Origin of the sequence: Streptococcus nidrosiense (assembly GCF_042140045.1) — a bacterium.
Taxonomy (GTDB): domain Bacteria; phylum Bacillota; class Bacilli; order Lactobacillales; family Streptococcaceae; genus Streptococcus; species Streptococcus nidrosiense.
In genome coordinates this window covers 1253911-1278676 of record NZ_CP152419.1, presented here as the reverse complement: position 1 = coordinate 1278676, position 24766 = coordinate 1253911, and the positions used below count along the sequence as shown (strand labels likewise).

Below are 24766 nucleotides of genomic sequence, written 5' to 3'. Positions count from 1 at the left end.
TACTAGACATATCAATGAAAGCGAGGTAATCTCATGGAACAATTTTTAGAAAACATCAAAGATCTTGAAGTTACAACTGTAGCGCGTGCTCAAGAAGCACTTGACAAGCAAGAAACTGCAACTTTCTTTATCGGACGCAAAACTTGTCCTTACTGCCGTAAATTTGCTGGTACATTGGCTGGTGTAGTAGCTGAAACCAAAGCGCACATCTACTTCATCAATAGCGAAGAACCAAGTCAACTTGAAGCTTTACAAGACTTCCGCTCACGCTATGAAATCCCTACTGTACCAGGATTCGTCCATGTTGCAAATGGACAAATCAATGTCCGTTGCGACTCTTCAATGTCAGCTCAAGAAATCAAAGAATTTGCTGGGTTGTAAGAAACTTAGTTTAAATTGAATTTTAGGAGATAATCCAATAATTTTTTTCATGTTAAAACGCATAATATCAAGGTTTATGAACACCTGATATTATGCGTTTTTTGATTTTATAGACTGTTGAAGAACTATTTGTTTGCTAACTTTTTTTCAGCAATTCTTTAACCATCTGATTCAGCTCCTCAAGCTTTTTATCTTGTGATTCTATTAATTGTCTTTGATTCTCAATTTCCTTATAAAGTTTATCAAGATTTATTTGAGTTTTAGATTCATCCTTAACAAAAAAATTAGTTAAAGAACTTGTTAGCATTCCTATTGTTCCAATTCCAACTAGCATCAATAATACAGCTAGCCATTTTCCAAATAGGCTACTCGGTACAATATCCCCATATCCAACAGTTGTAACTGTAACAAGTGACCACCATACACTATCAGAAAATGACTTCTCTTCAACAACTGATAAGATTGAACTACCAACTAGAACGATAAAAAAATTGACATACAGAATGTAAATTAATCCATTTGTTCTTAGAAAAATTTTTAGCTTTTTCTCTAATTTGCCAGTAAGACCTATAATTCTTAATAACCGACTTAGTTTTACTAACTTTGTTAAGCGTGCAAGACGGAAGATCCTCCCCAAACGAAAAACTGTAAAAATAGCATTCAAAGGCAGAATTGCAAGCAAGTCAAAAATGTTGTTTATAATAAATGACCATTTACTTTTGGAAATACTAAATCTCCAAATATAATCGACAAGAAAAACAAACCATATGACTAAGTCTATAATACTGTATGGAGGTTTCTCAAGATCAATTAAATCTGTAAAACCAAGTATTACTAAAACAACTGATATTAAAGCTAATATTATAATACTAGTATCGTAATAGGCTTTTATCTTCCACTTGTTCTGCAATCTGTAAACTCCTCTTGTTATAAAAAGTAAATAAAATAGTTTAATGGGAATTCTAATAAATATCTCTACGATGACCAACTTCCAGAGTAGAGACTATCAGTTCATCATCTACAATTTGCACAATAACTCGATAATTACCAATCCGGTACCTCCATTGACCACCTCGATTCCCCACCAAAGCTTTCCCATGACGTCTTGGATCCTCTAAAACGTTATTTTCTAGATACTTTGTAATTAATATTTGTGTATAACGATCTAATTTCCTTAGTTGTTTAATAAATCGTCTTGTTGGAACTAGCTTATACAAGTTAATCTTCCTCCAGACCTAGATCATGCATCATTTCTTCCCAAGTAATGGGTTTAAGCCCTTTTTCCAAATCTTCTAAATACTCTTGATAAGCTAAATCTGCTACACGAGCATCATATTCATCCTCTAAAGCTTCTAAAGTTTTTGTCCGTATCAACTCTGATAGAGAAACTCCTTCAAACTTAGCCATGGCTTTCATAAATGTTTTATCTGCTTCGGAAACTTTTAATGTAATAGTCGTCATGTTTCTTCTCCTATAACTATTGGTAACACTATTGTATTACTTTTTAAGAGCTCAGTCAAGATAAAAAGAACACCTCTCGGCGTTCCTTGCTATATCTCCGTCAATGGTGTTGCGGTATCTGGTGAAGTATCGTAAACTTGAAAGTCTACTCCAACTCCCAGATCTGCCTGAGCTAACTGATTGACCATGGTCATGTGGGCCAGCTCCTTGATATTATTTTCCTTAGACAAATGGCCTAGGTAAATCTTCTTGGTACGATTACCTAGTGTGCGAATCATAGCATCTGCTCCATCTTCATTTGAAAGGTGACCAAGGTCAGACAGGATGCGTTGTTTGAGTCGCCATGCGTAAGATCCTGCTCGCAGGATTTCCACATCATGATTTGACTCGATTAGATAGCCATCTGCATTCTCGACAATGCCAGCCATACGGTCACTAACATATCCCGTATCCGTCAACATAACAAAGCTCTTATCATCCTTCATAAAACGATAGAACTGGGGCGCAACTGCATCATGACTCACACCAAAGCTCTCAATATCGATGTCGCCAAATGTTTTAGTTTTTCCCATCTCGAAAATATGCTTTTGCGACGAGTCAACCTTACCAAGATACTTACTATTTTCCATAGCCTGCCAGGTTTTCTCATTGGCATAAAGATCCATGCCGTACTTACGAGCCAGAACGCCCACACCGTGGATATGGTCTGAATGTTCATGCGTAATCAAGATAGCGTCTAAATCCTCTGGTTTACGATTGATTTCACTCAAAAGGCTTGTAATTTTTTTGCCAGATAGGCCCGCATCTACTAAAATTTTCTTTTTTGGTGTTTCCAAGTAAAATGAATTTCCACTGGAACCCGATGCTAAAATACTGTATTTAAAACCGATATCACTCATTCTAGTCTTCTAGTTCATCCTCCCAAATCTCTTCTTTCACGGCATCCTTATCGTATGGCAGTACGATAGTAAAGGTTGAACCCTTACCGTATTCACTCTTAGCCCAGATAAATCCCTTATGTTGTTTGACGATTTCTTTAGCAATAGCAAGTCCTAGACCAGTACCACCTTGAGCACGACTTCTTGCCTTGTCAACACGATAAAAACGGTCAAAAATCTTTGGTAGATCTTCTTTAGGAATCCCAAGCCCTTGGTCCGAAATTGATAAAATCATCTGATCATCTGTAGTCTTCATGCTTACAGTGATTTTTCCACCATCTGGTGAATACTTGATAGCATTATTTAAAATATTATCAATCACCTGGGTCATCTTATCCGTATCAATCTCAATCCAAACAGAGTTAATCGGATAATCTCTCACCAACTCGTACTTCTTCTCCTCATCCTGACTTTTCATTTTATCAAAACGATTAAGGATAAAAGTGATAAAGGCCGTAAAATTAATCAATTCAACATCTAAGTGACTAGTTGCATTGTCAATCCGTGAAAGATGCAAGAGGTCCGTCACCATCCGCATCATACGGTTGGTTTCATCCAGAGAAACCTTGATAAAGTCTGGAGCAACCGGTTCTGTAAGAGCTCCTTCATCCAAGGCCTCAAGATAGGATTTTACACTGGTCAAAGGTGTACGCAACTCATGACTAACGTTCGAAACAAAAAGCCTTCTCTCTCGTTCTTCCTTCTCTTGTTCAGTTGTATCATGTAGAACTGCTACTAAACCAGAGATAAAGCCAGACTCTCTACGAATCAAGGCAAAACGCACGCGCAAGCTGATATACTCCCCATTCACATTTTGCGAATAAATCATCAATTCAGGACTTTGGGTAATGAGATCTCTCAGCTCATACTCTTCTTCAATCTTGAGTAACTCTAAGATATTTTGATTAAGAGCATCATCCCTTTCAACTCCAAGTTGTCTCTTAGCCATATCATTAATCATGATAATCTGACCACGACGATTGGTCGCAAGTACTCCGTCTGTCATGTAGGACAAGATACTATTCAACCTTTTACTCTCTTGTTCCAGATTTTCTTGAGTCAAACGGATTACTTCTGACAAATCATTAAGATTGTTAGTGATATTAGTTATCTCTGAGCTTCCCTGCATATCCAAAACCTGAGAATAATCACCAGCAATCAAATCCTTAACCTTCTGGTTTAGCTGTCTAAGGCGAATATTATCACGACGGCTCTCAAGCAAAAGAAAAGTCACCAGCATAATAAAGCCAATTAGGATGAGGATAAAGATAAAGTCACTCGTCAAAATTGTTTGTTTAATTACTTCAATCATTATTTCTCATATAATATCCTACTCCACGACGAGTTAGGATGTATTCAGGTCTACTTGGTGTGTCTTCAATCTTCTCGCGCAAACGTCTAATTGTTACATCAACTGTACGGACATCTCCAAAATAGTCATATCCCCAAACAGTTTCAAGAAGATGTTCTCGGGTAATAACTTGACCAAGATGAGAAGCTAAATGATGTAAGAGTTCGAATTCTCGGTGGGTTAGGTCTAACTCTTCACCATATTTCTTAGCCACGTAAGCATCGGGTAAAATCTCCAAATCGCCAATCTGCAGACTTTGTAATTTCGTTTCAGGTTCTTGGTTATCAACTGAGACAATATCTGTACGACGGAGAAGAGCTTTAACACGGGCCTGTAGTTCACGATTTGAAAATGGCTTGGTTACATAGTCATCCGCTCCAAGTTCAAGCCCAATAACCTTATCAAACTCGCTGTCCTTTGCTGAAAGCATGATAATAGGAACACTACTTGTCTTACGAATAGTTTTTGCAACTTCAAGTCCATCAATCTCTGGAAGCATCAAATCCAAGATAATAATATCTGGTTGCTCAGCTTCAAATTGTTCAAGAGCTTCACGACCATTAAAAGCAGTTACAACTTCATAACCTTCCTTGGTCATATTAAATTTTATAATATCTGAGATGGGTTTTTCATCATCTACAATTAGTATTTTTTTCATTTAGTCACCTTTTTCCTTATCTCATTATACCAAAAAAATGTAAAGAAGACACGAAAGACCGATACTAGCAGCTTCTTTTCAAGTAGGCTTGCCAAATCTTTTGCTGAGGTTTAGCTAGGGGATAATTGATAAATTCTTCCGGACTTAACCAAAGGACTTCTCTATCTGCATATTCCTGTGTTTCAGTAACTCGGCCTGCAATTATCTGGATATGCCATTTACGATGGCTAAAAATGTGCTTGACCTCTTCAAATCGTAGATCTTGCCAATCAACTTCAAGATCATAGTCCTGTTCAAAACTCTCCTGTGGAGATGGTCCCAGTTCTAGAATTGGCTCCGCTACTTGACTAAAAAGGTCCAAGTCCTGAGTCTGGTCTGAGAATTCATCAACTTCAATCAAGGGAAAATGCCAAAATCCAGCCAAGAGTTTTTCACTCTCATTCTTCTCTAATAGAAACTGCCCCTGATTATTTTGCACTACAAGAGCCTTTAGATAAATAGGGATTGGCTTTTTCTTGGGAGCCTTAATGGGATAGCGATCCATGGTCCCATGTTGGTAAGCAGCACTGAACTCCTTAACAGGACTCTCCTCCGGTCTTGGATTAACAGGAGCCTCAATATCTGAACCTAAATCCATCAAAGCCTGATTGAAATCACCTGGACGATCAGGATCTATCAGAACTTCCATCATCGCTTGAAATATTTTTCGATTGCTAGGATTTCCAATATCATGATTGACTTCAAACAAACGTGCCAAAACGCGCATGACATTGCCATCTACTGCAGGCTGCGGAAGGTTAAAGGCAATACTAGAGATTGCACCAGCTGTATAAGGACCAATCCCTTTTAAGCTTGAAATGCCTTCATAAGTGGACGGAAACTTGCCTTCAAATTCATTCATAATCTGTTGAGCGGCTGTTTGCATATTGCGAACACGAGAATAATAGCCAAGTCCTTCCCAGGCTTTTAATAAGCGATCCTCAGGAGCATTTGCTAAGCTCTCAACAGTCGGAAACCAGTCTAAAAAACGTTCATAATAGGGAATGACGGTATCAACTCGAGTTTGCTGCAACATAATTTCAGATACCCAGATATGGTAAGGATTCTTACTCCGTCTCCAAGGTAAATCACGCTTATTTTCGTCATACCAAGCTAATAATTTTTGACGGAAAGAGAGAATCTTGTCCTCTTCCCACATGGTCACACCATATTTCTCCAAATCTAACATATTTCTAGTATAGCATAACCTTTTAGGATACTCAAAAAATCAAGATAGGGCTTGTTAAAACACTCTCTTAAATTCTATTAGAAAATTAGCAATTTAGTCTTTACAAACCAGCTGCTTCTATCATTTTCCCTACTTTTTTGATATAATAAATTTAATGATTCTTCAAAGGAGGCATCTATGCGTTTTAATCAATTCAGTTACTATCCTGTAAGCCAGCAACAAGCTTTACAGGAATTATCCAGCCTTGAATTCAAGCTAGACCAATCAAATTCTGCGAAAGAACTGTTTGAAGCTTTTGTTAGAACTTGTTTTTTCAATTACAAAAATACAGATTATCCCCTCTCAACTTTAGCTGTTGATAAAGAAACTGATCTGCTCACTTTCTTCAATTCTGATCGTGAATTAACTGCAGAAATTTTCTATACTGTTGCCTTTCAGTTGCTTGGTTTCAACTACTTGACAGACTTTGAAGATGGTCTTGCTTTTCATAAAGAAACGGCATTCCCTATTGTATACGGAGATTTGATTGACAATCTCTATCAACTCCTTAACACGCGCACTAAAAAGGGAAATACTTTGATCGATCAATTGGTTAGCGACGGTCTTATCCCTGAGGATAATGATTACCACTACTTCAATGGCAAGAGTTTGGCAACCTTTTCTGCAAACAATGCTATTCGGGAAGTTGTTTATGTAGAAAGTCGTATTGATTCTGATAATGATGGACTGCCAGATCTTATCAAGGTAAATATTATCCGTCCATCTTACCACGGCAAAATTCCAGCTGTTATAACGGCAAGTCCTTACCATCAAGGAACCAATGATAAAGCAAGCGATAAAGCTCTTTACAAAATGGAAGCTGAGCTAGAAGTCAAGGAACCGCATGAAATTTCTCTAGAAAAACCAACATTAGACTTGGTTGAACCTGTTGGAGAAGCTGAACTCGTTCCAGAAGCTGAAGAAAAACTCACTCATATCAATAGCAGCTACACACTTAACGACTACTTCCTTCCAAGAGGATTTGCAAATATCTACGTATCTGGTCTTGGAACCAAGGATTCTCAAGGTCAAATGACCAACGGAGATTACCGACAAGTTGAAGCCTATAAAAATGTCATTGATTGGCTCAATGGTCGTTGTCGTGCCTTCACAGACCACAGTCGTAAACGTCAGGTCAAGGCTGACTGGTCAAACGGTAAGGTAGCAACTACTGGTCTTTCTTATCTAGGAACAATGTCTAATGGTCTTGCCACTACAGGAGTTGATGGTTTAGAAGTCATTATTGCTGAAGCAGGTATTTCTTCTTGGTATAACTATTATCGTGAAAATGGTCTGGTAACAAGCCCTGGTGGCTATCCAGGGGAGGACTTCGATTCATTAGATGAATTAACTTATTCTCGTAATCTCTTAGCTGGTGACTATATTCGTGGAAACGAGGCTCATAAAGATTCTATAGAAGAACTGAAGAAAAATCTAGACCGTAAAACTGGAGATTATAACCAATTCTGGCATGACAGAAACTACCTACTCAATGCTGAAAAAGTTAAGGCTGAAGTTGTCTTTACACACGGTTCACAAGACTGGAATGTAAAACCACTTCATGTCTATCAAATGTTCAATGCTCTTCCAAGCAATATTAAGAAACATCTCTTTTATCATAACGGTGCCCATGTTTATATGAACAACTGGCAGTCTATTGATTTCCGTGAATCCATGAATGCCCTTTTGACACAGAAATTATTGGGGCATGAAACTGATTACCGACTTCCAAGAGTCGTTTGGCAAGACAATACAGCTCCTCAAACATGGATGACTCTTGAAGATTTTGGAAATCAAACTGACCACAAAACTTTCACATTAGGTACTGAAGAAGCTGTCATTGAAAACCACTATCAAGGCTCAGACTTTGAACGTTTTGGAAAGACCTACCAAACCTTTAACAATGAACTCTATCAAGGGAAAGTCAATCAGGTAACTATTGACCTGCCAGTGACAGAAGACCTTAATCTCAATGGGCGTGTTAAACTAAACCTCCGTCTCAAATCAAGTACAAACAAAGGCTTACTATCTGCCCAACTTCTCGAACTTGGTCAAAAGAAATACCTACAACCATATCCAGGAGTTTTGGCTGCTCGTACTATTGATAATGGCCGTTACCATATGCTGGAAAACCTTTGCGAACTACCATTTAGCCCAAATGCACAGCGTGTTATCACCAAAGGCTATCTCAATCTTCAAAATCGTCATGATTTATTGAAAATTGAAGAAGTCAAGCCAGATGAATGGATGGAATTCCAATTTGAACTCCAACCAACTATTTACAAACTAAAAGAAAGCGATACAGTACGTCTCGTTCTTTACACAACAGACTTTGAGATTACTGTACGTGACAATACAGACTATCACTTGACTGTCGACCTTGCACAGTCCAGTCTTAAGATACCTTTTCAAAGGGAGGTGACTGTAGATGAACAAAGCCGAGCAAAGACACCAGCTCATCCGAGCCCTAATCACTAAACAAAAAATTCATACCCAAACTGAATTACAAGAACTACTGATTGAAAACGGAGTACAGGTCACACAAGCAACACTTTCAAGAGACATTAACCTGATGAATCTTTCTAAGATTCGTGAAGGTGAACACTCCTATTATTCAATCAACACTGGCTCTACATCCAAGTGGGAAAAACGGCTAGAAGTTTATATGGAGGAAGCCCTCTACATGATGCAACCCGTCCAACACCAAGTTGTTATCAAAACCTATCCAGGTTTGGCACAATCCTTCGGATCTATCTTGGACGCCCTAAATTTTCCTGAAATAGTCGCTACTATCTGTGGAAATGATGTCTGTTTGGTTATCTGCGAGGATAAAGAACAAGCTCAATCTTGCTTTGAACGCCTCAAACAATTTGCACCACCTCTATTTTTTGATCGGTAACAAAAACCCGTGATGATAGTCATCACGGGTTTATTTTATGATTTGCTATTTTCAGCTTGCTTTTTAGTTCTTGCAAGTCTCAAAGCTCTATTTGGATTGAGACGATTAAAGAGTTCTTCTAACTTCTTCTCATTCCAGACATCTGCTGCAGAAACAAAATTTCCATCAGCATCACGGAAAGATATCGGTTTATCTCCCATAGCTATCTCCTAGTCCACAAATTCAAACTCAAACTTACCGATACGAACCAAATCTCCATCCTTGGCGCCACGGGCACGGAGAGCTTCATCGACTCCCATACCACGCAACTGACGAGCAAACTTCATAACAGACTCATCACGGTCAAAGTTAGTCATATTAAAGAGTTTAATGAGTTTTTCACCTGAAAGTACCCAAGTTGCATCGTCATCACGACTAATTTCAAATGGTTTTTCTTCTTCATCAAAGCCATAATAAACTTCTTCTTCCATTTCTGACTCATCATAAAGAAGGAATTCTGGGGTCTTATCAAGAAGTTCAGCCGTTGCGTCCAATAAAGGTGCTAAACCTTGTTTGGTCAAACCTGATATTGGAAAGATTGCTGGTAATTCCTCGAACTCATCAAAGTTAGTTGCCAATTTTTTCTTGAATTCTTCAAGGTTTTCCTGACTTTCTGGCATATCCATCTTATTAGCAACAATGATTTGTGGACGCTCCATCAGACGAAGATTGTAAGATTCAAGTTCCTTATTGATAGCTAGATAATCTTCGTAAGGATCACGTCCTTCACTAGCTGACATGTCAATGATATGAAGAATAACGCGAGTACGCTCGATATGGCGAAGGAACTGAGTCCCCAAGCCAACACCTTGGCTAGCACCTTCAATCAATCCAGGAAGGTCTGCAACGGCAAAGGATTCACCGGACTGGGTACGAACCATACCAAGATTTGGTACAATAGTCGTAAAGTGGTAGGCCCCAATTTTTGGCTTAGCAGAGGTAATCACGCTAAGAAGTGTTGATTTTCCGACAGATGGGAAACCAACTAAACCAACATCCGCAAGGATTTTAAGTTCTAACTGTAATTCACGCTCCTGACCAGGTTCTCCATTTTCTGAGATTTCTGGAGCAGGATTTTTAGGTGTTGCAAAACGGATATTTCCGCGACCACCACGACCACCGTGAGCCACGATAAACTCTTGTCCGTTCTCTATCAAATCAGTGAGAACTTTCCCAGTCTCTGCATCACGCACAGTTGTCCCTTGAGGTACTCGAACAATCAAGTCTTCTGCACCGCGTCCGTGCATTCCTTTGGTCATCCCTTTTTCACCCGATTGGGCTTTGAAATGACGATTGTAACGGAAGTCCATCAAGGTACGTAAACCTTCGTCTACAACGAAAACAACGTTACCTCCACGTCCTCCATCACCGCCCCAAGGACCGCCATTAGGGACGTATTTTTCACGGCGAAAGGCAACCATCCCATCGCCACCATTTCCAGCCTTGACCTTGATCTTGGCTGTATCTAAAAACATACTCATATTCTTTTCTCACTCTAAAAAGGGCTGGGAAATCCCAGTCACCAACTATTACTACTTGCTAGAAAATCTAGCATTTTAAAATCTGCTAAATACACCGATGGCTGTAGCAAAAATACCTGCTAGGGTTACAAATAACATAATCAAAACGACAAACATTGTTAGTTTTTCAAAGAAAGTTTTTTTACGTTTCCCATTATCACCAAATGCCATTTTTTCTCCTTTACTATAATACTCTAATCTTAAAATTCATCGGATACAGGAGCGATTGCCCACAAAATCAAGTAAGCAATAAGTCCAGCACCATAACAGAAAGCTAGAACTCCCCAAATCACACGTACGATTGTAGGGTCAATATCAAAATAATTAGCTAAACCAGCACATACACCACCGATTTTTTGATCTCTACCACTTCTCATAAATTTCTTTTTCATATTTTTATTTCCTTTCTTTAATTCGATTAATCGTTCAAATATTTTCTTAAATGACTCAACTGTTTTCTAGAAGCTTTCAACATACGTCTTGAACCCTTGACCGGCATAGACACTGCTTGTTGTGGTATATAAAATACTGTCTTTAAAATGCGTTTCGTAACAGGTTCATCTGCAGTCAATTCTTTTTCAAAATTATTTGAAATAATAACATCTAGATAGAATTCATGCACTCTCTTAGCAAAATTCTCAGCTGAAATTTCATACAATTTTTCAGCCAAAAGTTTTTCATCCATCTTTGGAGTTACAATTAAAGCTTCTAAAATAGCCCCTGCTAGATCTCTCTCTTCATAATAAAGAGTTCCAAACATTTTATGATTGACGAGGTTATCAAGATAGGGATTTCCATGAGCTATTACCGGAGTCTTACTTGCAAGACTTTCAAGATAGGTCAAGCCTTGCGTCTCACTAGTTGAAGCTGAAATGAAGAAGTCAGCAGCCTTATAGTAAAGTGCGGTTTCACTTGGGGCAATCATCCCTGTAAAAATAACAGAATCTTGAATCTGTAAATCTGACGCTTGTTCCTTGAGATTTTCCAGATAAGGACCATCTCCAGCTACGACTAATTTAACATTTTGCTCTTCTTTTAGAACATCTGGAAGTGCTGCCAGAACAGCTTGAATGTTCTTCTCGTAAGAAACACGTGAAAGGCTAAGAAGCATCTTTTCATCTTTCTTAATGCCTAATTTATCACGTAAGTCTGCGATATGTTCTGGTCCAATCTCAGGTCGTTCAAACTTGGCTAGCTCAATCCCTGTAGGAATAACTCGTTTTTCTACTTTGACCTTATAATCTGATAGAAGGTCTCGCACAATTTCACTTGGACAAATCACTCCATCAACATCATGAAGGAAGCCTCTCACAAGGTACTTAACCATACCTGGACGAATCAACATCCCCTTAGCGATATAGTGGACATAATCTTCGTACTGGGTATGATAGGTATGAATGACTGGAATTTTCAATTCACGCGCTATCCAAATCCCTAATAAACCAAGAGAAAACTCAGTCTGCGTATGAATAATATCCAGCTTGTATTGCTTGGCAATCTCAAGAGCTTTTGTAAATCCACGATAGGCGAAACGTCGATCCTTAAAGGCAAAGAAAGGAACACTAGGGATACGGATAATCTGCCAGTCTTCATAACGATTAACATCCTTGTCTGTTGTTGTAAAGATAAAGACGGCATGTCCTTGCTTTTCAAGTTCTGTTTTTAAGGTTCGAATACTGGTCGCAACACCCGAGACCTGTGGGAAATAAGTATCTGTAAATAAACCAATTCGCATATACTACCTCATTTTTTTCCTAAAGCTGCTTGCTCCCGATAGAATTTTAGCCAGATTTCAAGAAGATGCTCTTCTGAATATTCTCTTGAAATGGCCTTAGCCTTTTCTTTCAATGCTTTCAACGCTTCTGGATGCTCTCGATATTTCAAGATAGCTTCTTTCATCTCTTCTACATCACTTGTTGGTCTGTAATTTCCTTCAAGAATAACCTTATAAAGATCTAGATCACGAAGCATAATGGGTGCTTCACAACTCGCAGCTTCTAGAATAGTCATTGGAAAGAGCTCGTTATAACTTGGAAGCAAGAAAAGATCAGCCAAGGCATAGAGTTCTCTCATCCGTTCTGGATCAACAATCCCTGGGAAAATCAGATTCTCTGGAGGATTATCCATAATCTTTTTATAGCGTTCATAACCATCCGTTATACCACCAAATGAGAAACCACCAGCCCAAATAAAAGTAATATCAGGTAATTCCTCAGCTAGAGTGATAAAGTCATCAATACCTTTACGCTTTTGAACCTGACCTGCACCAACAACTACAAACTGATTCTCATCAATTCCCATATCTTTACGAAGTTGTTCAACTTGCTCTATAGGAAGTGAATGCCATTTTTCTTTGTTGACAAAGTTAGGAATATAGGTCACTTTTTCACGTGGAATTCCAGCAGCCACTAAATCCTCAATGAAGGTAGGATTGACCACAACCAGATGCTCCATACGGTCATAAAAAGAAAATACATAGCGTTTGACAATCCCCTTTAAGAAGAATGGAATCTTCAAACTACCTTCCAAGGTATCAGGTAAGAAGTGAACATAGCCAATCTTACGTCCAGAACGTTTTTTCTGAAAGGTCGAGAGATAATAAGGAAAATCAATCGTATGAAAATGAGTAACATCCGCTTCGATTGGAAGATTTTCTGTTACGATCAGTTGGTCTTTCGCATCTCGTTTTAAAAGCTGTACCAGTTCACGGTAAGCACCAGACACACCTTGGCCCGCCACTTTTTCACTTGAACTTAGCATATTGATGCGTAATTTCTCTTTTTCCATAGTAACCATTATACCATTTTCTTAAAATAAAATCAGCAAATAAAAAGAGAGATAGCATAAAAGCTGGGAATTTCCTGGCGTCTACACTATTTCTCCTTTTTATAATTTACTTACTTGATGCCTAAAGCGATACGAGCGTAACGGCTCATTTTCTCAACTGTCCAAGCTGGATACCAAACTAATTTGACTTCAACGTTAGTAACCTCTGGAACGTCCGTCATAGCATCATAGATTTGGTCGGTTAAAAGATCCGCCAAGGGACAACCCATGGTTGTTAAGGTCATATCAATTTCAGTCTCACCTGTATCGCCATCAAAACGAATCTCGTAGATCAAGCCTAGATTGACGATATCAATCCCCAACTCTGGGTCAATCACTTCTTCTAGTGCTGTCAAAATACGTGTTTTGATATTTTCAATCTGTTCTTCTGTGTAAGCCATCTTCACTCTCCCTTAACTTAATCTTCAATGAAATCACGAAGTGGTTTGCTTCGACTTGGCTGGCGAAGTTTTCTCAAAGCTTTGGCCTCAATCTGACGGATACGTTCACGCGTTACGTTAAAGACTTTACCAACATCCTCCAAGGTACGCATCTTCCCATCATCAAGACCAAAGCGGAGACGCAAGACATTCTCTTCACGGTCTGTCAGAGTGTCCAAGACTTCATCCAACTGCTCACGCAAAACGATACGAGTTGTATAGTCCACTGGATTTTCAATCACTTCGTCCTCTATAAAATCACCAAGATGGCTGTCGTCCTCTTCACCAATTGGCGTTTCAAGAGAAACCGGCTCTTGGGCAATCTTGAGGATTTCACGAACCTTGTCAGGTGTCATATCCATGCGTTCAGCGATTTGTTCAGGAGTTGGATCTTGTCCCAACTCTTGAAGAAGATTACGTTGTTCACGAACAAGCTTGTTAATTGTTTCCACCATGTGAACTGGGATACGGATGGTACGAGCTTGGTCAGCAATGGCACGAGTAATAGCCTGACGAATCCACCAAGTCGCATAAGTTGAGAATTTAAACCCTTTAGAGTAGTCAAATTTATCAACGGCCTTCATCAAGCCCATGTTTCCTTCTTGGATCAAGTCAAGGAACTGCATTCCACGTCCAACATAACGTTTAGCGATAGATACTACCAAACGAAGGTTCGCTTCTGCAAGGCGTTGTTTAGCTTCGATATCACCCGCTTCAACAGCAAGGGCCAACTCTTTTTCCTCTTCATTTGTAAGCAGAGGAACAACCCCGATTTCTTTCAAATACATACGGACTGGGTCATTGACCTTAGCTGAGGTTGAACCAATCAAATCTTCATCAGTCAACTCTGGTTCTTCCTCAGTGCTCAAAACACGCGCACTTGGATTTCCTTCGTTGTCCGTAATTGAGATACCAGCATCTTGAATGCGTTGCAAAAGATTCTCAATACCTTCCACATCTAAAGTGAAGGGAATTACGAGGGCGTTATTGATTTCATCATCAGTTGCTGTACCAGTTTTTTTATGATTGCGAATAAATTCCGCTACTTGGACGTCAAAGGTTGTTACTTCTTTTTGTTTTGTTGCCATTCTTACTCCATTCTTCTTTTTTGGGCAATTAAGCGTTCTAGCTCTTCTAATGCGGTGTCTGTATCACCGATATGGCTAGCTTCCTGAACTTTCTTTTTAATTTGCAGATTTTCCTGATTCAAAAGAGCTCTTTTTCGAGACTCTTCCACTTCAGCTAACTCGTGAGGGGACATTTCAGGTGGCAAATCTAAGGCTAGGACTTGATACCAAGCACTCTCCACTTCTCTGGTCTGATGAGCCAAATCCTCAGAGGAGATACTTCCATTATCAATCAAGAGTCCATACAAGGTCTGAAACTCTGGAGTTTCAAAGATAAAGTCATCTCTTAAGCGGTAGTCATTGAGCACCAAGGGATGTTCCATCATTCGATAGAGGATATGGGCCTCTGCTCTCATCACTGCTGTCAGTTGCTTTGTGACAGACATGGTGACAGGACTCGGACTATAGGTCTCCTTGACCTTCTCCTTTCTCTGTCTAACACGACTTTCATTGACAATATGTTCGACTTGCTGATAGTCAAAAGATGGCAAGTGATCCGTCAAAATGTGAATGTAGGAATTCTGAGCTGTGATAGAGGGTTCCTTGGCGATTAAGGGAGCAATTTTCTCTATAAATTCAATCTGAGCTTGTAGATTTTCACTATTTTCAGGTCTGAAATGATGAATGTAAAACTCAACAGGACTAATGCGTGTATTGGTTAAGAGATAAGCCAAGTCTTGAGGAGAGTTTTTCTGCAAATATTCATCCGGATCCATCGCGTCAGGAATCTGGACTACTTGGACAGGTATATCTTTAAGCTCGTCCAAGGCTTTAGCCGTCGCAGCTTGCCCAGCCTTATCTCCGTCATAGGTGACGATCACTTTTTGGGTAAAGCGTTTCAGATGCTCCACATGTTCACTCGTCAGTGCGGTACCCATAGAAGCAACTGCATTTTCAATACCAGCACGATAAGCCGCAATGACATCCATAAACCCTTCCATCAGGTAGATTTCAGGAGCCTTGCCCGATCCTTTTTTTACCCTCTCCAAATGATATAATTCGTAACTTTTGTTAAAAATTGCCGTCGCTCGACTATTTTTATACTTTCCAGTTTGAGAATCAGTCTCTTGCCATACACGACCAGAAAAGGCAATCACCTTTCCTTGATCATTTGAAAGAGGAAACATAATGCGATTATGAAAGGTATCAAAGAATTGGTTACTCTCAGATAGATAAAACAAACCCGAATCCAGCAAGTCCTTCTCACTATAATCATCTGCTAAACGCTGATATAGATAAGAGCGTTCTGCTGGAGCTAAACCAATCATAAAATGCTTGAGAACATCATCTGTTAAGCCACGTTTATAGAGATAGTTTCTCGCCTCTTCACCCATCTTAGTCGTCATGAGAATGGCATGATAAAAACGAGCGGCTTTCTCATGCATATCGTAGAGATTTTGATGGGGCGACCTAGGCTGTACAGAACCTTGAACAGGCGCTGCCATCTGAATCCCAAGTCTCTCAGCTAATATCCTCACCGCATCCGCAAAAGTTACTTGCTGATACTCCTCGATAAACTTAAAAACATCTCCAGAACGACCACAACCAAAACAGTGGTAAAACTGCTTATCCTCGACCACGTTAAAGGAAGGGGTCTTTTCACCATGAAAAGGACAGAGCCCTAAAAAGTTCCGTCCAGATTTTTGTAAAGAAATCACTTCTCCTATGATTTCGACAATATTGGTATTGTTTTTGATCTCTTCGATGAGTCTCTTGTCAACCATAGACAATACCTCCATTTTATCACAGTTTACTCTAACTAGTATAGCTTATTTCTGAAAAAAAGTAAACCATTTCATACACTTTACATGAGACTATTTCATAAGTTTACAGCTGTCATGAAAAAGTGAATCTTTTGAGCAAACCATTCTAATATTTGAAAGAAAAAAAGAAAAATTAAAGACTATTTCACTTGATCTTCGAGATTATTTTTCAATATCCTGCTAATATACTGACCATCTTTTCTACTGATACAAGCTGTTGCATAAGTCAATGGTGCTTTGTATACCACTCCTCTATAGGATGGATCAGTCAATACAGGCATAGAATAATAGGCATTCTTTTTATTATTAAGATCAATAAACCATTTACCTCCTAGGTGCTTACGGAAGGTTTCACCGATATAAACGGTCAAATAATCCAACATCTTGCGGTCTGCTATCAAAGCATGGTGGTCATCGTAGTGAGCCAAGATCCAAGCCTCCAAATCATCCAAAGACTGCATGCTATAGTCTAAATGAAGGCCTTGTTCCTCAGCAAACTCCCTAGTAAAATAGTCCATCTTAAATCCAATCTGAAAAATCCATTCCTGAAAATCTTCTTGTGTGTATACCATGTTTTTATCTCCTTACTATTATCAAAATTTAAGATTCTTAGATTGATTATATTATAAAGGAAAACAGACGAAAAGAGAAATATAAATAATATTTAAAAACAACTAAAACACTTAGAAGCAAAAGCCTACTTCTAAGTTTTTAAGGATGCTTGATTTAAAAATTATCTACTCAAAAAGTTGATAGTAATCGGAAATTTTCATCTTGGCTTTTTCATCCTTATTCAAATCTTGGATGATTTGTCCATCTTTCATAACAATCAAGCGATTTCCATACTTGAGAGCATCTTCCATATGGTGAGTAATCATCAAAGCTGTTAGATGGTCCTTGTTGATAAAGTCATTTGTCAATTCCATCAAGGCAACACTTGTTTTAGGGTCAAGTGCAGCCGTATGCTCATCTAACAAAAGGAGTTCTGGGCGCTTCAAGGTTGCCATCAATAGACTCAAGGCCTGTCTTTGTCCACCTGACAAGAATTCAATCGGTGTATCCAAGTGTTTCTCTAGGCCATTTCCAACCTTCTCAATGGTCGCTTGAAATTCTTCCTTATAGGATGACAATTTTCTTGGAAAAAGTCCACGTTTTTCTCCACGGAACTTGGCAATCAAAAGATTTTCTGCAACCGTCATACGTGGAGCTGTCCCCATCTTAGGATCTTGAAAAACACGAGAGAGATACTTAGCACGTTTCTCAGGGCTGAAATGAGTCACATCCTCGCCCATGATACGAATGCTACCACTAGTCAAGGGTAGCGTTCCTGCAATGCTATTAAAGAGGGTTGATTTCCCTGCACCATTTCCACCCAAGATTGTGATGAAGTCATGTTCATAAATATCAAGCGAAACATCATTTAGGATAATCTTTTCTTCGTCAAAGCCATTTGTCACAATTTTTGTGGCATTTCTTAATTCTACTATTGCTGTCATTTGCTTAACTTGACTCCTTTCAAGTATTTATCCTTAAGGGTTGGAATTACCAAGCAAGTTGCTAGGATAAGGGCACTATATAAACGGAGGTAGCTAGTGTTAAAGCCGAGAGCAATGACTCCCCATACCAAGAATTGATAGCTGATGGAACCAACTACAATAGTAACCAAGCGTTCTGCTAGGGTAAGACTCTTGAAGAGGACTTCACCGATAATCAAGCTAGCAAGACCAACAACGATAACACCGATACCACGAGAGACATCGGCATAGCCTTCTTGCTGAGCGATAAGTGCGCCAGCAAGTGCGATTACACCATTTGACAAGACCAAGCCCATAAGCTCCATACGTCCTGTATTGATACCAAAACTACGAGCCATGTCTGGATTATCCCCTGTAGCGATATAGGCCTGTCCAAGTTTGGTATCTAGGAAGAAAAGCATGAGAAGGATAACCAAAGTCACAAAGATTAAACCTGTCAGTAATTGATTAACCTCTGATGAAAATGGAAGAACATCTTGGATTTGCTTGGTGTTTAAGAGTCCAAGGTTAGCCCGTCCCATAATCATGAGCATGATAGAATGACAAGAAGTCATGACTAAAATTCCTGATAAAAGAGTTGGAATTTTCCCTTTGGTATATAATAACCCCGCTGCTAAACCAGCAAGACACCCTGCTCCTACAGCCGCTAAAGTCGCAAGAAAAGGATTGACTCCCTGGGTAATTAAAGTCACTGCTACTGCTCCTCCAAGTGGGAAGGAACCCTCAGTTGTCATATCTGGGAAGTTCAAGATTCGAAAGGTCATAAAGATTCCCAAACCTAGGATAGCCCAGACCAATCCCTGTGAAATAATTGATATTAGCATGTTTGATTCGTTTCCTTTATTCTAAAAATTGGAGGAGATGTCTCCAACTCCTCCTTTATTCTTATTCGATTACTTGACCGGCTTCTTTGATAACTGATTCAGGAATAGTAATTCCAAGTTCTTGAGCAACTTTCTTGTTGATCACTGATTTACCAGTTGAGAAGACATTAACTGGTGTATCTGCAGGCTTTTCACCCTTCAAGACTTTAGCAATCATTTTACCAGTAGCAACACCAAGATCGTGTTGGTCCACTACGACTGATGCCAAACCTCCAGCTTCTACCATGGCAGTCGCACTTGGGTAGATTGGGTTTTTAGCTGTTTGATTGCTTGAAACGACAGTTGAGAATGCAGATGCGATTGTGTTATCGATTGGAACCCAGATTGCATCTACTTTACCAGTCATAACGTTCACTGTTGAAGCAATTTCGTTCGTTGAAGGAACTGCGAATGTTTCGACTTTCAAACCAGCTTTTTCAGCGTAAGCTTTGAATTCTTCAACTTGTGATTTTGAGTTATCTTCACTACTTGAGTAAAGAGCTCCAACCGTTTTCACATCAGGAGTCAATGTTTTAATCAATTCAACCTGTTGTTCAGCAGGGTTGTGGTCAGACACCCCAGTGATGTTCCCACCTGGTTTTTCCAAGTTTTGTACAAGGTTAGCACCAATTGGGTCTGTGATAGCTGCCATGATAACAGGAAGGTCTTTTGTTGCACTTGCAAGACCTTGAGCTGCTGGTGTAGCAATACCTACAACGACATCATTTCCATTTGCCACCAATTGTTTACTCATTGTCGCAACCTTACTTTGGTCACCTTCTGAGTTCATAAAGTCAATTTTGACTTGGTCACCTTTATAACCTTCTTCAGCAAGTCCATCTTGGATACCTTGGTAGATCAAGTCAAGCGATGGGTGGCTTACAAACTGAAGAACACCAACTTTAGCTGTTTTATTAGCTGTCTCAGTTTTAGTTTCTTGTTTCGTTAAGCTAGAATATACCAAGCTTCCACCAACTACAAGTGCTAATGCTACGATAATACCGAGTAGACGTTTGTTTTTCATAATTTTCTCCTTATTTCTTCTTAACTTATTATTTTTTTATTCAATCACTTATTCAAGCGACGCCATCGTTTGATTTCCATAATTTTTTCCTCCCCATAGAAAAAGTCCTCACACAAAAAACTTGTGTGAGGACGTCGATGCGCGGTGCCACCTCAATTATAGGAACTAGTCCTATCGCTCTTACTCGCTAAAACGAGTTGCACTGTAAGGTGTGCTCACCGAATTCTTATGATTTCAAATTCTTAATAACATTCAGCCCAATTTTCATCACTTCCACCTATCTGATTCCACCAACCACAGACTCTCTAAAAAATTTCAATGATTACTTTCTGAATGCTTAAATTATATCATTTTACTAAAACTTGTCAAGGGTTTTCATAAAATATTTTAAATATTAACAAAAATTCCTACGTTTTTTTATAAAATCTAACTTGTATCAGCCTGAATTACGTAATCCTGTAGCAATTCCGTTGATAGTTGTATGGATTAATCTTTCTTCATCTGAAGATAGCTCGCCACGACGTTGACGCTTAATCAATTCCAACTGAATATAGTTAAGGATATTGAAATAAGGCATGCGGTAGTTGAGACTGTCTTTCAAATAAGTATTTTCTGCCAAGAGCTCCTCATGGCCTTCAATAGCCAAGATAACGTCCTTAGTCAACTGCCATTCATCTAAGATAGTATAGTAGATTGCTTGTACTTCTTCACTTTCACACAGTTTAGCGTATTCAAAGGCAATGTTCATATTTGATTTGGACAAGACCATATCAACATTAGATAGGAGTGACTGGAAGAATGGCCAGTTTTGATACATTTCACGAAGGAATTCAATATTTTTTGGATCTTGGTCAATAAATTCCTTGAAGCTTGAACCAACACCATACCAACCCGGGAACATAACACGACTTTGTGACCATGAGAATACCCAAGGAATAGCACGTAGACCACCGATTTCAGTGATCGTTTTACGAGCTGCTGGACGAGAACCAATATTGAAACTTGAAATAGCCTTGATTGGACTAGATTCAAAGAAATAATCATAGAAATGTTCATTTCCAAATACGAGCTCACGGTAGATATCGTAACTACGTTCTACTACTTGGTCCATGATAGCTTCATAGCGATTTGATGTATTGGTATCACTCTTCTTCTTGGTAATCATACGGTTGATAGCTGCTGAAACCAACATTTCAAGGTTATAGTAGGCTGCATCCTTGTTTCCGTATTTGTTTCCGATAACTTCCCCTTGCTCTGTCAATCGAATACGATCCTTAATTGACTTGAGCGGTTGAGAAGCAATGGCATCATAAGTAGGGCCACCACCACGGCCAACGGTACCACCACGACCATGGAAGAAGGTTACTTTGACTCCAAATTCGTCACCAATAGCTGTCAATTGTTGTTGGGCCTTATAAAGTGTCCAACAAGATGATAGATAACCACCATCCTTATTACTATCAGAGTAGCCAAGCATGATTTCTTGGTAATTGTTTTTAGAAGCAATCCATTTCTTAGCAAGTGGTAGAGAAAAATACTTTCTCATTGTTTCTTCAGAATGGTCCAAGTCCTCAATTGTTTCGAAGAGAGGAACAATCTGAACACGCGCTTTTTCAGCATCCACCAGACCAACTTCTTTTAGCATGATAGCCAACTCAAGCATATCTGACACGCTTGTTGCATGTGAGATAATCGTTTGACGAATGACATCTTCTCCTAAACGGTCTTTTAATTCACGTGCTGTTTGGAAAATAGCCAGTTCTTTTTCGAGAAGTTCAGACTTCTCAGCATGAGTTGCAGACAAGATTCGAGGATCTTCTAATAATTCATGCAAAAGCAATTCACATTTTTCATCTTCTGATAAATCACTATAGTGGTCATTGATTCCAGCAGATGACAATAATTCTGCTACACAGGCTTCGTGGACGCTTGAATCTTGACGCATGTCGATGGAAGCCAAGAAGAAACCAAATACTTCTACAGCTTCTAAAAGTTCTGCAAATTCACCTGTGAGTAAGGACTCTGCCTTGTTTTCAAGTAATGAATTCTTAATGGTATATAGATCTTTTTTGAACTCTTCAACTGTTTCGTAAAATGGTGGACGATCTTCAGCCAGTTCTTGAATAGCTCCTGAAAGTCGATTGCTAATATAGTCTGTAATCACTCCTTGTTGATGTCCTTGAGTACCTAGAAGACGTTCAACAGGATGACGTTCATCAGCTGACGAGCCAACAACAGACCATTCTTTTAAATTCAAGAGTGTTTGAATCAATTTGGACTGAATCAAATGAAAGGCACGACGATAAGGTTCTTTCTCACGAAAGACTGATGTATCTCCAGACTGAGCAGCCATTTCTTCAACAGCTTTACTAGTTTTTGATAAATTCGTTGAAAGAGAGAAGGTACGATAGAGACTAGAAATCTTGCTAATATAGTAGTTCAAGATCACTTCACTTTGGATAGTAGCAGAACGCAGAAGCGTCTCAGCAGTTACAAATGGATTTCCATCACGGTCTCCACCAATCCACATTCCCATAGTAATAGGTTTTGCTTGTTTAAGATCAATTCCTTGCTCTTTTGCTAGACGTTTGTACTCTAACATCAAGTTAGGGACAGCCTGTAGGAAGGAACTATTGTAGTACTCCATCACATTGGTGATTTCGTTGGTTACTTTTAGTTTCTTCTCACGAATCATATCTGTCTGCATGATAATCTCAATATAGCGACGAAGATCATTATGCCATTTTTCCTTGTTAATGAGCCCCATTCTCACGTCACGGTATTTACGTAAAAGGGTATGGATATGAGTGGTCAAATCTAACATACTCTTACGTTGAACCTGAGTTGGATGTGCTGTCAAAACTGGTACCACATTCAAGCGTTCAAGAATCTCAGCAGCGTTTTCTTTTTCAGCCACCATTTTAATAGTTGTTGACAATTTACCCAAATAGTCTTGATCAACATTATTTAGATGGTTAATCTCATAAGCCAAGTCAACATCTTCTGAGATGTTAATTAAAAGAGGCAAAATAGAGAAGTATCTAGAAATGTAGACCATCTCATCATTTGAAAGACCTGTTACTACTTTATCTAGCCCTTGATAGTCAAGTTTTGACGAAAGTTCCTTTAAGTGCATAATCTTATCAAAGGTTTCAGCAGGAAGCATATTTTTTGTGATATCTTCCAGCATATCTGTCAAGATTTGAACTTCTTCTTGTACGACCGTTTTGTTACTATAATTTTCTAACTTTTGAAGAGACATTTTTTTCTCCTTGTTATCTATGTCTTAAAGCTGTGCTTCGTATTCACTAAAAAGTCGCGCACGCTTCTCACTGGCATCAATATTTAATACAAATGCTATGGCTACCGAAAGAACCAAGAGGCTATTCCCCCCTTGCGAAAGGAAAGGGAAGGTTACCCCTGTTGAAGGAATCAAGCCTGAAATACCTCCAATGTTAACAAAAACCTGTATTAGAATCATACCACCAATACCGATTGCTACCATTGAGTTGAAAGGATCCCTTGCTCGAATACCTACCAAAATGATTCGTAAAATTAAGAAGAATAGGAGAGCGAGAATAAGACTTGCTCCTACAAATCCAAACTCTTCGATGACAATCGAAAAGACAAAGTCTGTATGGGCTTCTGGCAGATACCCTCGTTTTTCAATAGAATTTCCTAATCCCAGACCAAACCATCCTCCATTAACCATGGCATAGTAGGAATTGGCCAACTGGTGTCCAGCTCCAGCCAAGTCATTAAATGGGTTGAAAAAAGCACTGAACCGCTTGGCAACATAACCAAATACGGGAATTTTAGAGAATTTCTCAACACCGATTATCCGAATGGCTGTTAAGGAAATCATAGAGACACCAGCTAGTAAGCCCAGAATAGTTGTGAACCACCGATAAGCTATTCCACTGATGGTATACATGAGCAAGGATACCAAAATCAAGATGGTAGCATTCCCAAGGTCTGGGAAAATCGCCAAACTACCAATCATAACCAGTAGAACAAAACGCCAATCATTAAATGCTCGAGGAATCCACTGATTAAGAGTTAAAACTTGGAAGTCGTAAACAGCTATCTCATCCTGTTGTTTTGAAAAACGCTGTGCTAGATACCAGACAATGATAATTTTTAAATACTCTGCTGGTTGAATCGTTATTGGACCAACCTTGATCCAGCCATAGGCCCCATTGACAGGAATCCCAATTAAACGCGCTAGAGCTAGCAATATCAACTCAACAAACATAACGATGAAGATTAATCGCTCATTTCGCAGAAATCCTAATTTCAATTTATAAATCAAGGCAATTAAAAACAAACTGGCTATCCAGAAAATTCCTTGATTTCGAACCAGTTGCAGGGTGCTTTTGCCCTCTTGGATAAGAGTTGCACTAGTTGTCGAATAAACTACTATCAATCCTAGAACGGATAACAGTAAATAAGGAATCAAAATGGAATAATTCAGCAAGTGCCTTTTACTTATTTTCATATGTCACCTATCTATCGGAAAAATTATCTTATTTTCCCATATTATTTCTAGTTTTATAAGCTATTATACCATTTTTTAGCCTAGAAAAAAACTCTTACAGTATAAACATTCGAATTTTACCCAAGACAGGCTCATGATTAAAAATTCTTGAGTAACATCTTTACTCAATCTACAAA

25 protein-coding genes are annotated in these 24766 nt (G+C 38.9%); 3 read left to right on the top strand and 22 right to left on the bottom strand.

Going from position 1 to position 24766, the window contains the following annotated elements:
- Positions 1 to 33 precede the first annotated feature (33 nt).
- On the top strand, positions 34 to 381 hold the full coding sequence (locus tag AAFQ93_RS06080; protein WP_049508487.1) for a thiol reductase thioredoxin: 348 nt from the start codon (positions 34 to 36) through the stop codon (positions 379 to 381).
- A gap of 136 nt (positions 382 to 517) precedes the next feature.
- Here AAFQ93_RS06080 and AAFQ93_RS06075 read toward each other — a convergent pair whose 3' ends face one another.
- The 7 genes from AAFQ93_RS06075 to mutY all read right to left on the bottom strand — a co-directional run bounded on the left by AAFQ93_RS06075 (position 518) and on the right by mutY (position 6017).
- Positions 518 to 1291 (bottom strand): potassium channel family protein, encoded by a 774-nt coding sequence (locus tag AAFQ93_RS06075; protein WP_223140898.1) that lies wholly within the window; start codon positions 1289 to 1291, stop codon positions 518 to 520.
- Positions 1292 to 1343: 52 nt separating this feature from the next.
- A complete protein-coding gene (locus AAFQ93_RS06070; RefSeq protein WP_045763285.1) occupies positions 1344 to 1598 on the bottom strand; it encodes a type II toxin-antitoxin system RelE/ParE family toxin in 255 nt (84 codons plus the stop codon).
- Position 1599: 1 nt separating this feature from the next.
- Positions 1600 to 1842, bottom strand: a complete 243-nt coding sequence (gene relB / locus AAFQ93_RS06065) for a type II toxin-antitoxin system RelB family antitoxin (RefSeq protein ID WP_223140897.1) — start codon at positions 1840 to 1842, stop codon at positions 1600 to 1602.
- Between the two features lie 89 nt (positions 1843 to 1931).
- Entirely contained in the window at positions 1932 to 2741 is an 810-nt protein-coding gene (locus AAFQ93_RS06060) for an MBL fold metallo-hydrolase (RefSeq protein WP_045763287.1), read from the bottom strand.
- A gap of 1 nt (position 2742) precedes the next feature.
- Positions 2743 to 4092: a cell wall metabolism sensor histidine kinase VicK gene (gene vicK, locus AAFQ93_RS06055; protein WP_223140896.1), complete on the bottom strand. Its 1350-nt coding sequence runs from the start codon at positions 4090 to 4092 to the stop codon at positions 2743 to 2745.
- A complete protein-coding gene (yycF, locus tag AAFQ93_RS06050) occupies positions 4085 to 4789 on the bottom strand; it encodes a response regulator YycF (RefSeq protein ID WP_000722070.1) in 705 nt (234 codons plus the stop codon). The genes vicK and yycF overlap by 8 nt, the downstream gene beginning before the upstream one ends.
- 64 nt (positions 4790 to 4853) lie before the next feature.
- Entirely contained in the window at positions 4854 to 6017 is a 1164-nt protein-coding gene (mutY, locus tag AAFQ93_RS06045; RefSeq protein ID WP_375554925.1) for an A/G-specific adenine glycosylase, read from the bottom strand.
- A gap of 177 nt (positions 6018 to 6194) precedes the next feature.
- Here mutY and AAFQ93_RS06040 point away from each other — a divergent pair, with 177 nt between their 5' ends.
- On the top strand, positions 6195 to 8534 hold the full coding sequence (locus AAFQ93_RS06040; RefSeq protein ID WP_375554924.1) for a Xaa-Pro dipeptidyl-peptidase: 2340 nt from the start codon (positions 6195 to 6197) through the stop codon (positions 8532 to 8534).
- On the top strand, positions 8485 to 8955 hold the full coding sequence (locus AAFQ93_RS06035; protein WP_001030117.1) for an arginine repressor: 471 nt from the start codon (positions 8485 to 8487) through the stop codon (positions 8953 to 8955). Before AAFQ93_RS06040 ends, AAFQ93_RS06035 begins: the two co-directional genes overlap by 50 nt.
- Before the next feature lie 35 nt (positions 8956 to 8990).
- Here AAFQ93_RS06035 and AAFQ93_RS06030 read toward each other — a convergent pair whose 3' ends face one another.
- From AAFQ93_RS06030 to ftsW, 15 genes are all read right to left on the bottom strand, one after another.
- Complete coding sequence (locus tag AAFQ93_RS06030) at positions 8991 to 9155, bottom strand: hypothetical protein (RefSeq protein ID WP_000502583.1); 165 nt, start codon at positions 9153 to 9155, stop codon at positions 8991 to 8993.
- A 9-nt stretch (positions 9156 to 9164) separates the two neighbouring features.
- Positions 9165 to 10475 carry a GTPase ObgE gene (obgE, locus tag AAFQ93_RS06025; protein ID WP_153224708.1) on the bottom strand — a complete coding sequence of 437 codons (1311 nt, stop codon included), beginning with the start codon at positions 10473 to 10475 and terminating at the stop codon, positions 9165 to 9167.
- Positions 10476 to 10550: 75 nt separating this feature from the next.
- The gene (locus tag AAFQ93_RS06020) at positions 10551 to 10685 is read right to left on the bottom strand and encodes a DUF4044 domain-containing protein (protein ID WP_000863850.1); all 135 of its coding nucleotides are present in this window, start codon (positions 10683 to 10685) and stop codon (positions 10551 to 10553) included.
- A gap of 29 nt (positions 10686 to 10714) precedes the next feature.
- Positions 10715 to 10906, bottom strand: coding sequence for a PspC domain-containing protein (locus AAFQ93_RS06015; RefSeq protein ID WP_000726417.1), 192 nt, complete (start codon positions 10904 to 10906; stop codon positions 10715 to 10717).
- A gap of 26 nt (positions 10907 to 10932) precedes the next feature.
- The gene (locus AAFQ93_RS06010) at positions 10933 to 12249 is read right to left on the bottom strand and encodes a glycosyltransferase family 4 protein (protein WP_375554923.1); all 1317 of its coding nucleotides are present in this window, start codon (positions 12247 to 12249) and stop codon (positions 10933 to 10935) included.
- Positions 12250 to 12257: 8 nt separating this feature from the next.
- Positions 12258 to 13301 carry a glycosyltransferase family 4 protein gene (locus AAFQ93_RS06005; protein ID WP_375554922.1) on the bottom strand — a complete coding sequence of 348 codons (1044 nt, stop codon included), beginning with the start codon at positions 13299 to 13301 and terminating at the stop codon, positions 12258 to 12260.
- Positions 13302 to 13411: 110 nt separating this feature from the next.
- Positions 13412 to 13741 (bottom strand): metal-sulfur cluster assembly factor, encoded by a 330-nt coding sequence (locus tag AAFQ93_RS06000; protein WP_000331926.1) that lies wholly within the window; start codon positions 13739 to 13741, stop codon positions 13412 to 13414.
- 17 nt (positions 13742 to 13758) lie between these two features.
- On the bottom strand, positions 13759 to 14868 hold the full coding sequence (gene rpoD, locus AAFQ93_RS05995) for an RNA polymerase sigma factor RpoD (RefSeq protein ID WP_000201894.1): 1110 nt from the start codon (positions 14866 to 14868) through the stop codon (positions 13759 to 13761).
- A gap of 2 nt (positions 14869 to 14870) precedes the next feature.
- Positions 14871 to 16631 (bottom strand): DNA primase, encoded by a 1761-nt coding sequence (dnaG, locus tag AAFQ93_RS05990; protein WP_223140891.1) that lies wholly within the window; start codon positions 16629 to 16631, stop codon positions 14871 to 14873.
- Positions 16632 to 16810: 179 nt separating this feature from the next.
- Complete coding sequence (locus AAFQ93_RS05985; RefSeq protein ID WP_223140890.1) at positions 16811 to 17242, bottom strand: hypothetical protein; 432 nt, start codon at positions 17240 to 17242, stop codon at positions 16811 to 16813.
- A gap of 165 nt (positions 17243 to 17407) precedes the next feature.
- Positions 17408 to 18166, bottom strand: a complete 759-nt coding sequence (locus tag AAFQ93_RS05980; RefSeq protein ID WP_070459428.1) for an ABC transporter ATP-binding protein — start codon at positions 18164 to 18166, stop codon at positions 17408 to 17410.
- Positions 18163 to 19029 (bottom strand): ABC transporter permease, encoded by an 867-nt coding sequence (locus AAFQ93_RS05975; protein ID WP_223140889.1) that lies wholly within the window; start codon positions 19027 to 19029, stop codon positions 18163 to 18165. Before AAFQ93_RS05975 ends, AAFQ93_RS05980 begins: the two co-directional genes overlap by 4 nt.
- 61 nt (positions 19030 to 19090) lie before the next feature.
- Positions 19091 to 20092, bottom strand: coding sequence for a tryptophan ABC transporter substrate-binding protein (gene trpX / locus AAFQ93_RS05970; protein WP_223140888.1), 1002 nt, complete (start codon positions 20090 to 20092; stop codon positions 19091 to 19093).
- 436 nt (positions 20093 to 20528) lie between these two features.
- Positions 20529 to 23354: a phosphoenolpyruvate carboxylase gene (gene ppc, locus AAFQ93_RS05965; protein WP_375554921.1), complete on the bottom strand. Its 2826-nt coding sequence runs from the start codon at positions 23352 to 23354 to the stop codon at positions 20529 to 20531.
- A 24-nt stretch (positions 23355 to 23378) separates the two neighbouring features.
- Positions 23379 to 24590, bottom strand: coding sequence for a cell division peptidoglycan polymerase FtsW (gene ftsW / locus AAFQ93_RS05960; protein ID WP_049530447.1), 1212 nt, complete (start codon positions 24588 to 24590; stop codon positions 23379 to 23381).
- Positions 24591 to 24766: the final 176 nt, after the last annotated feature.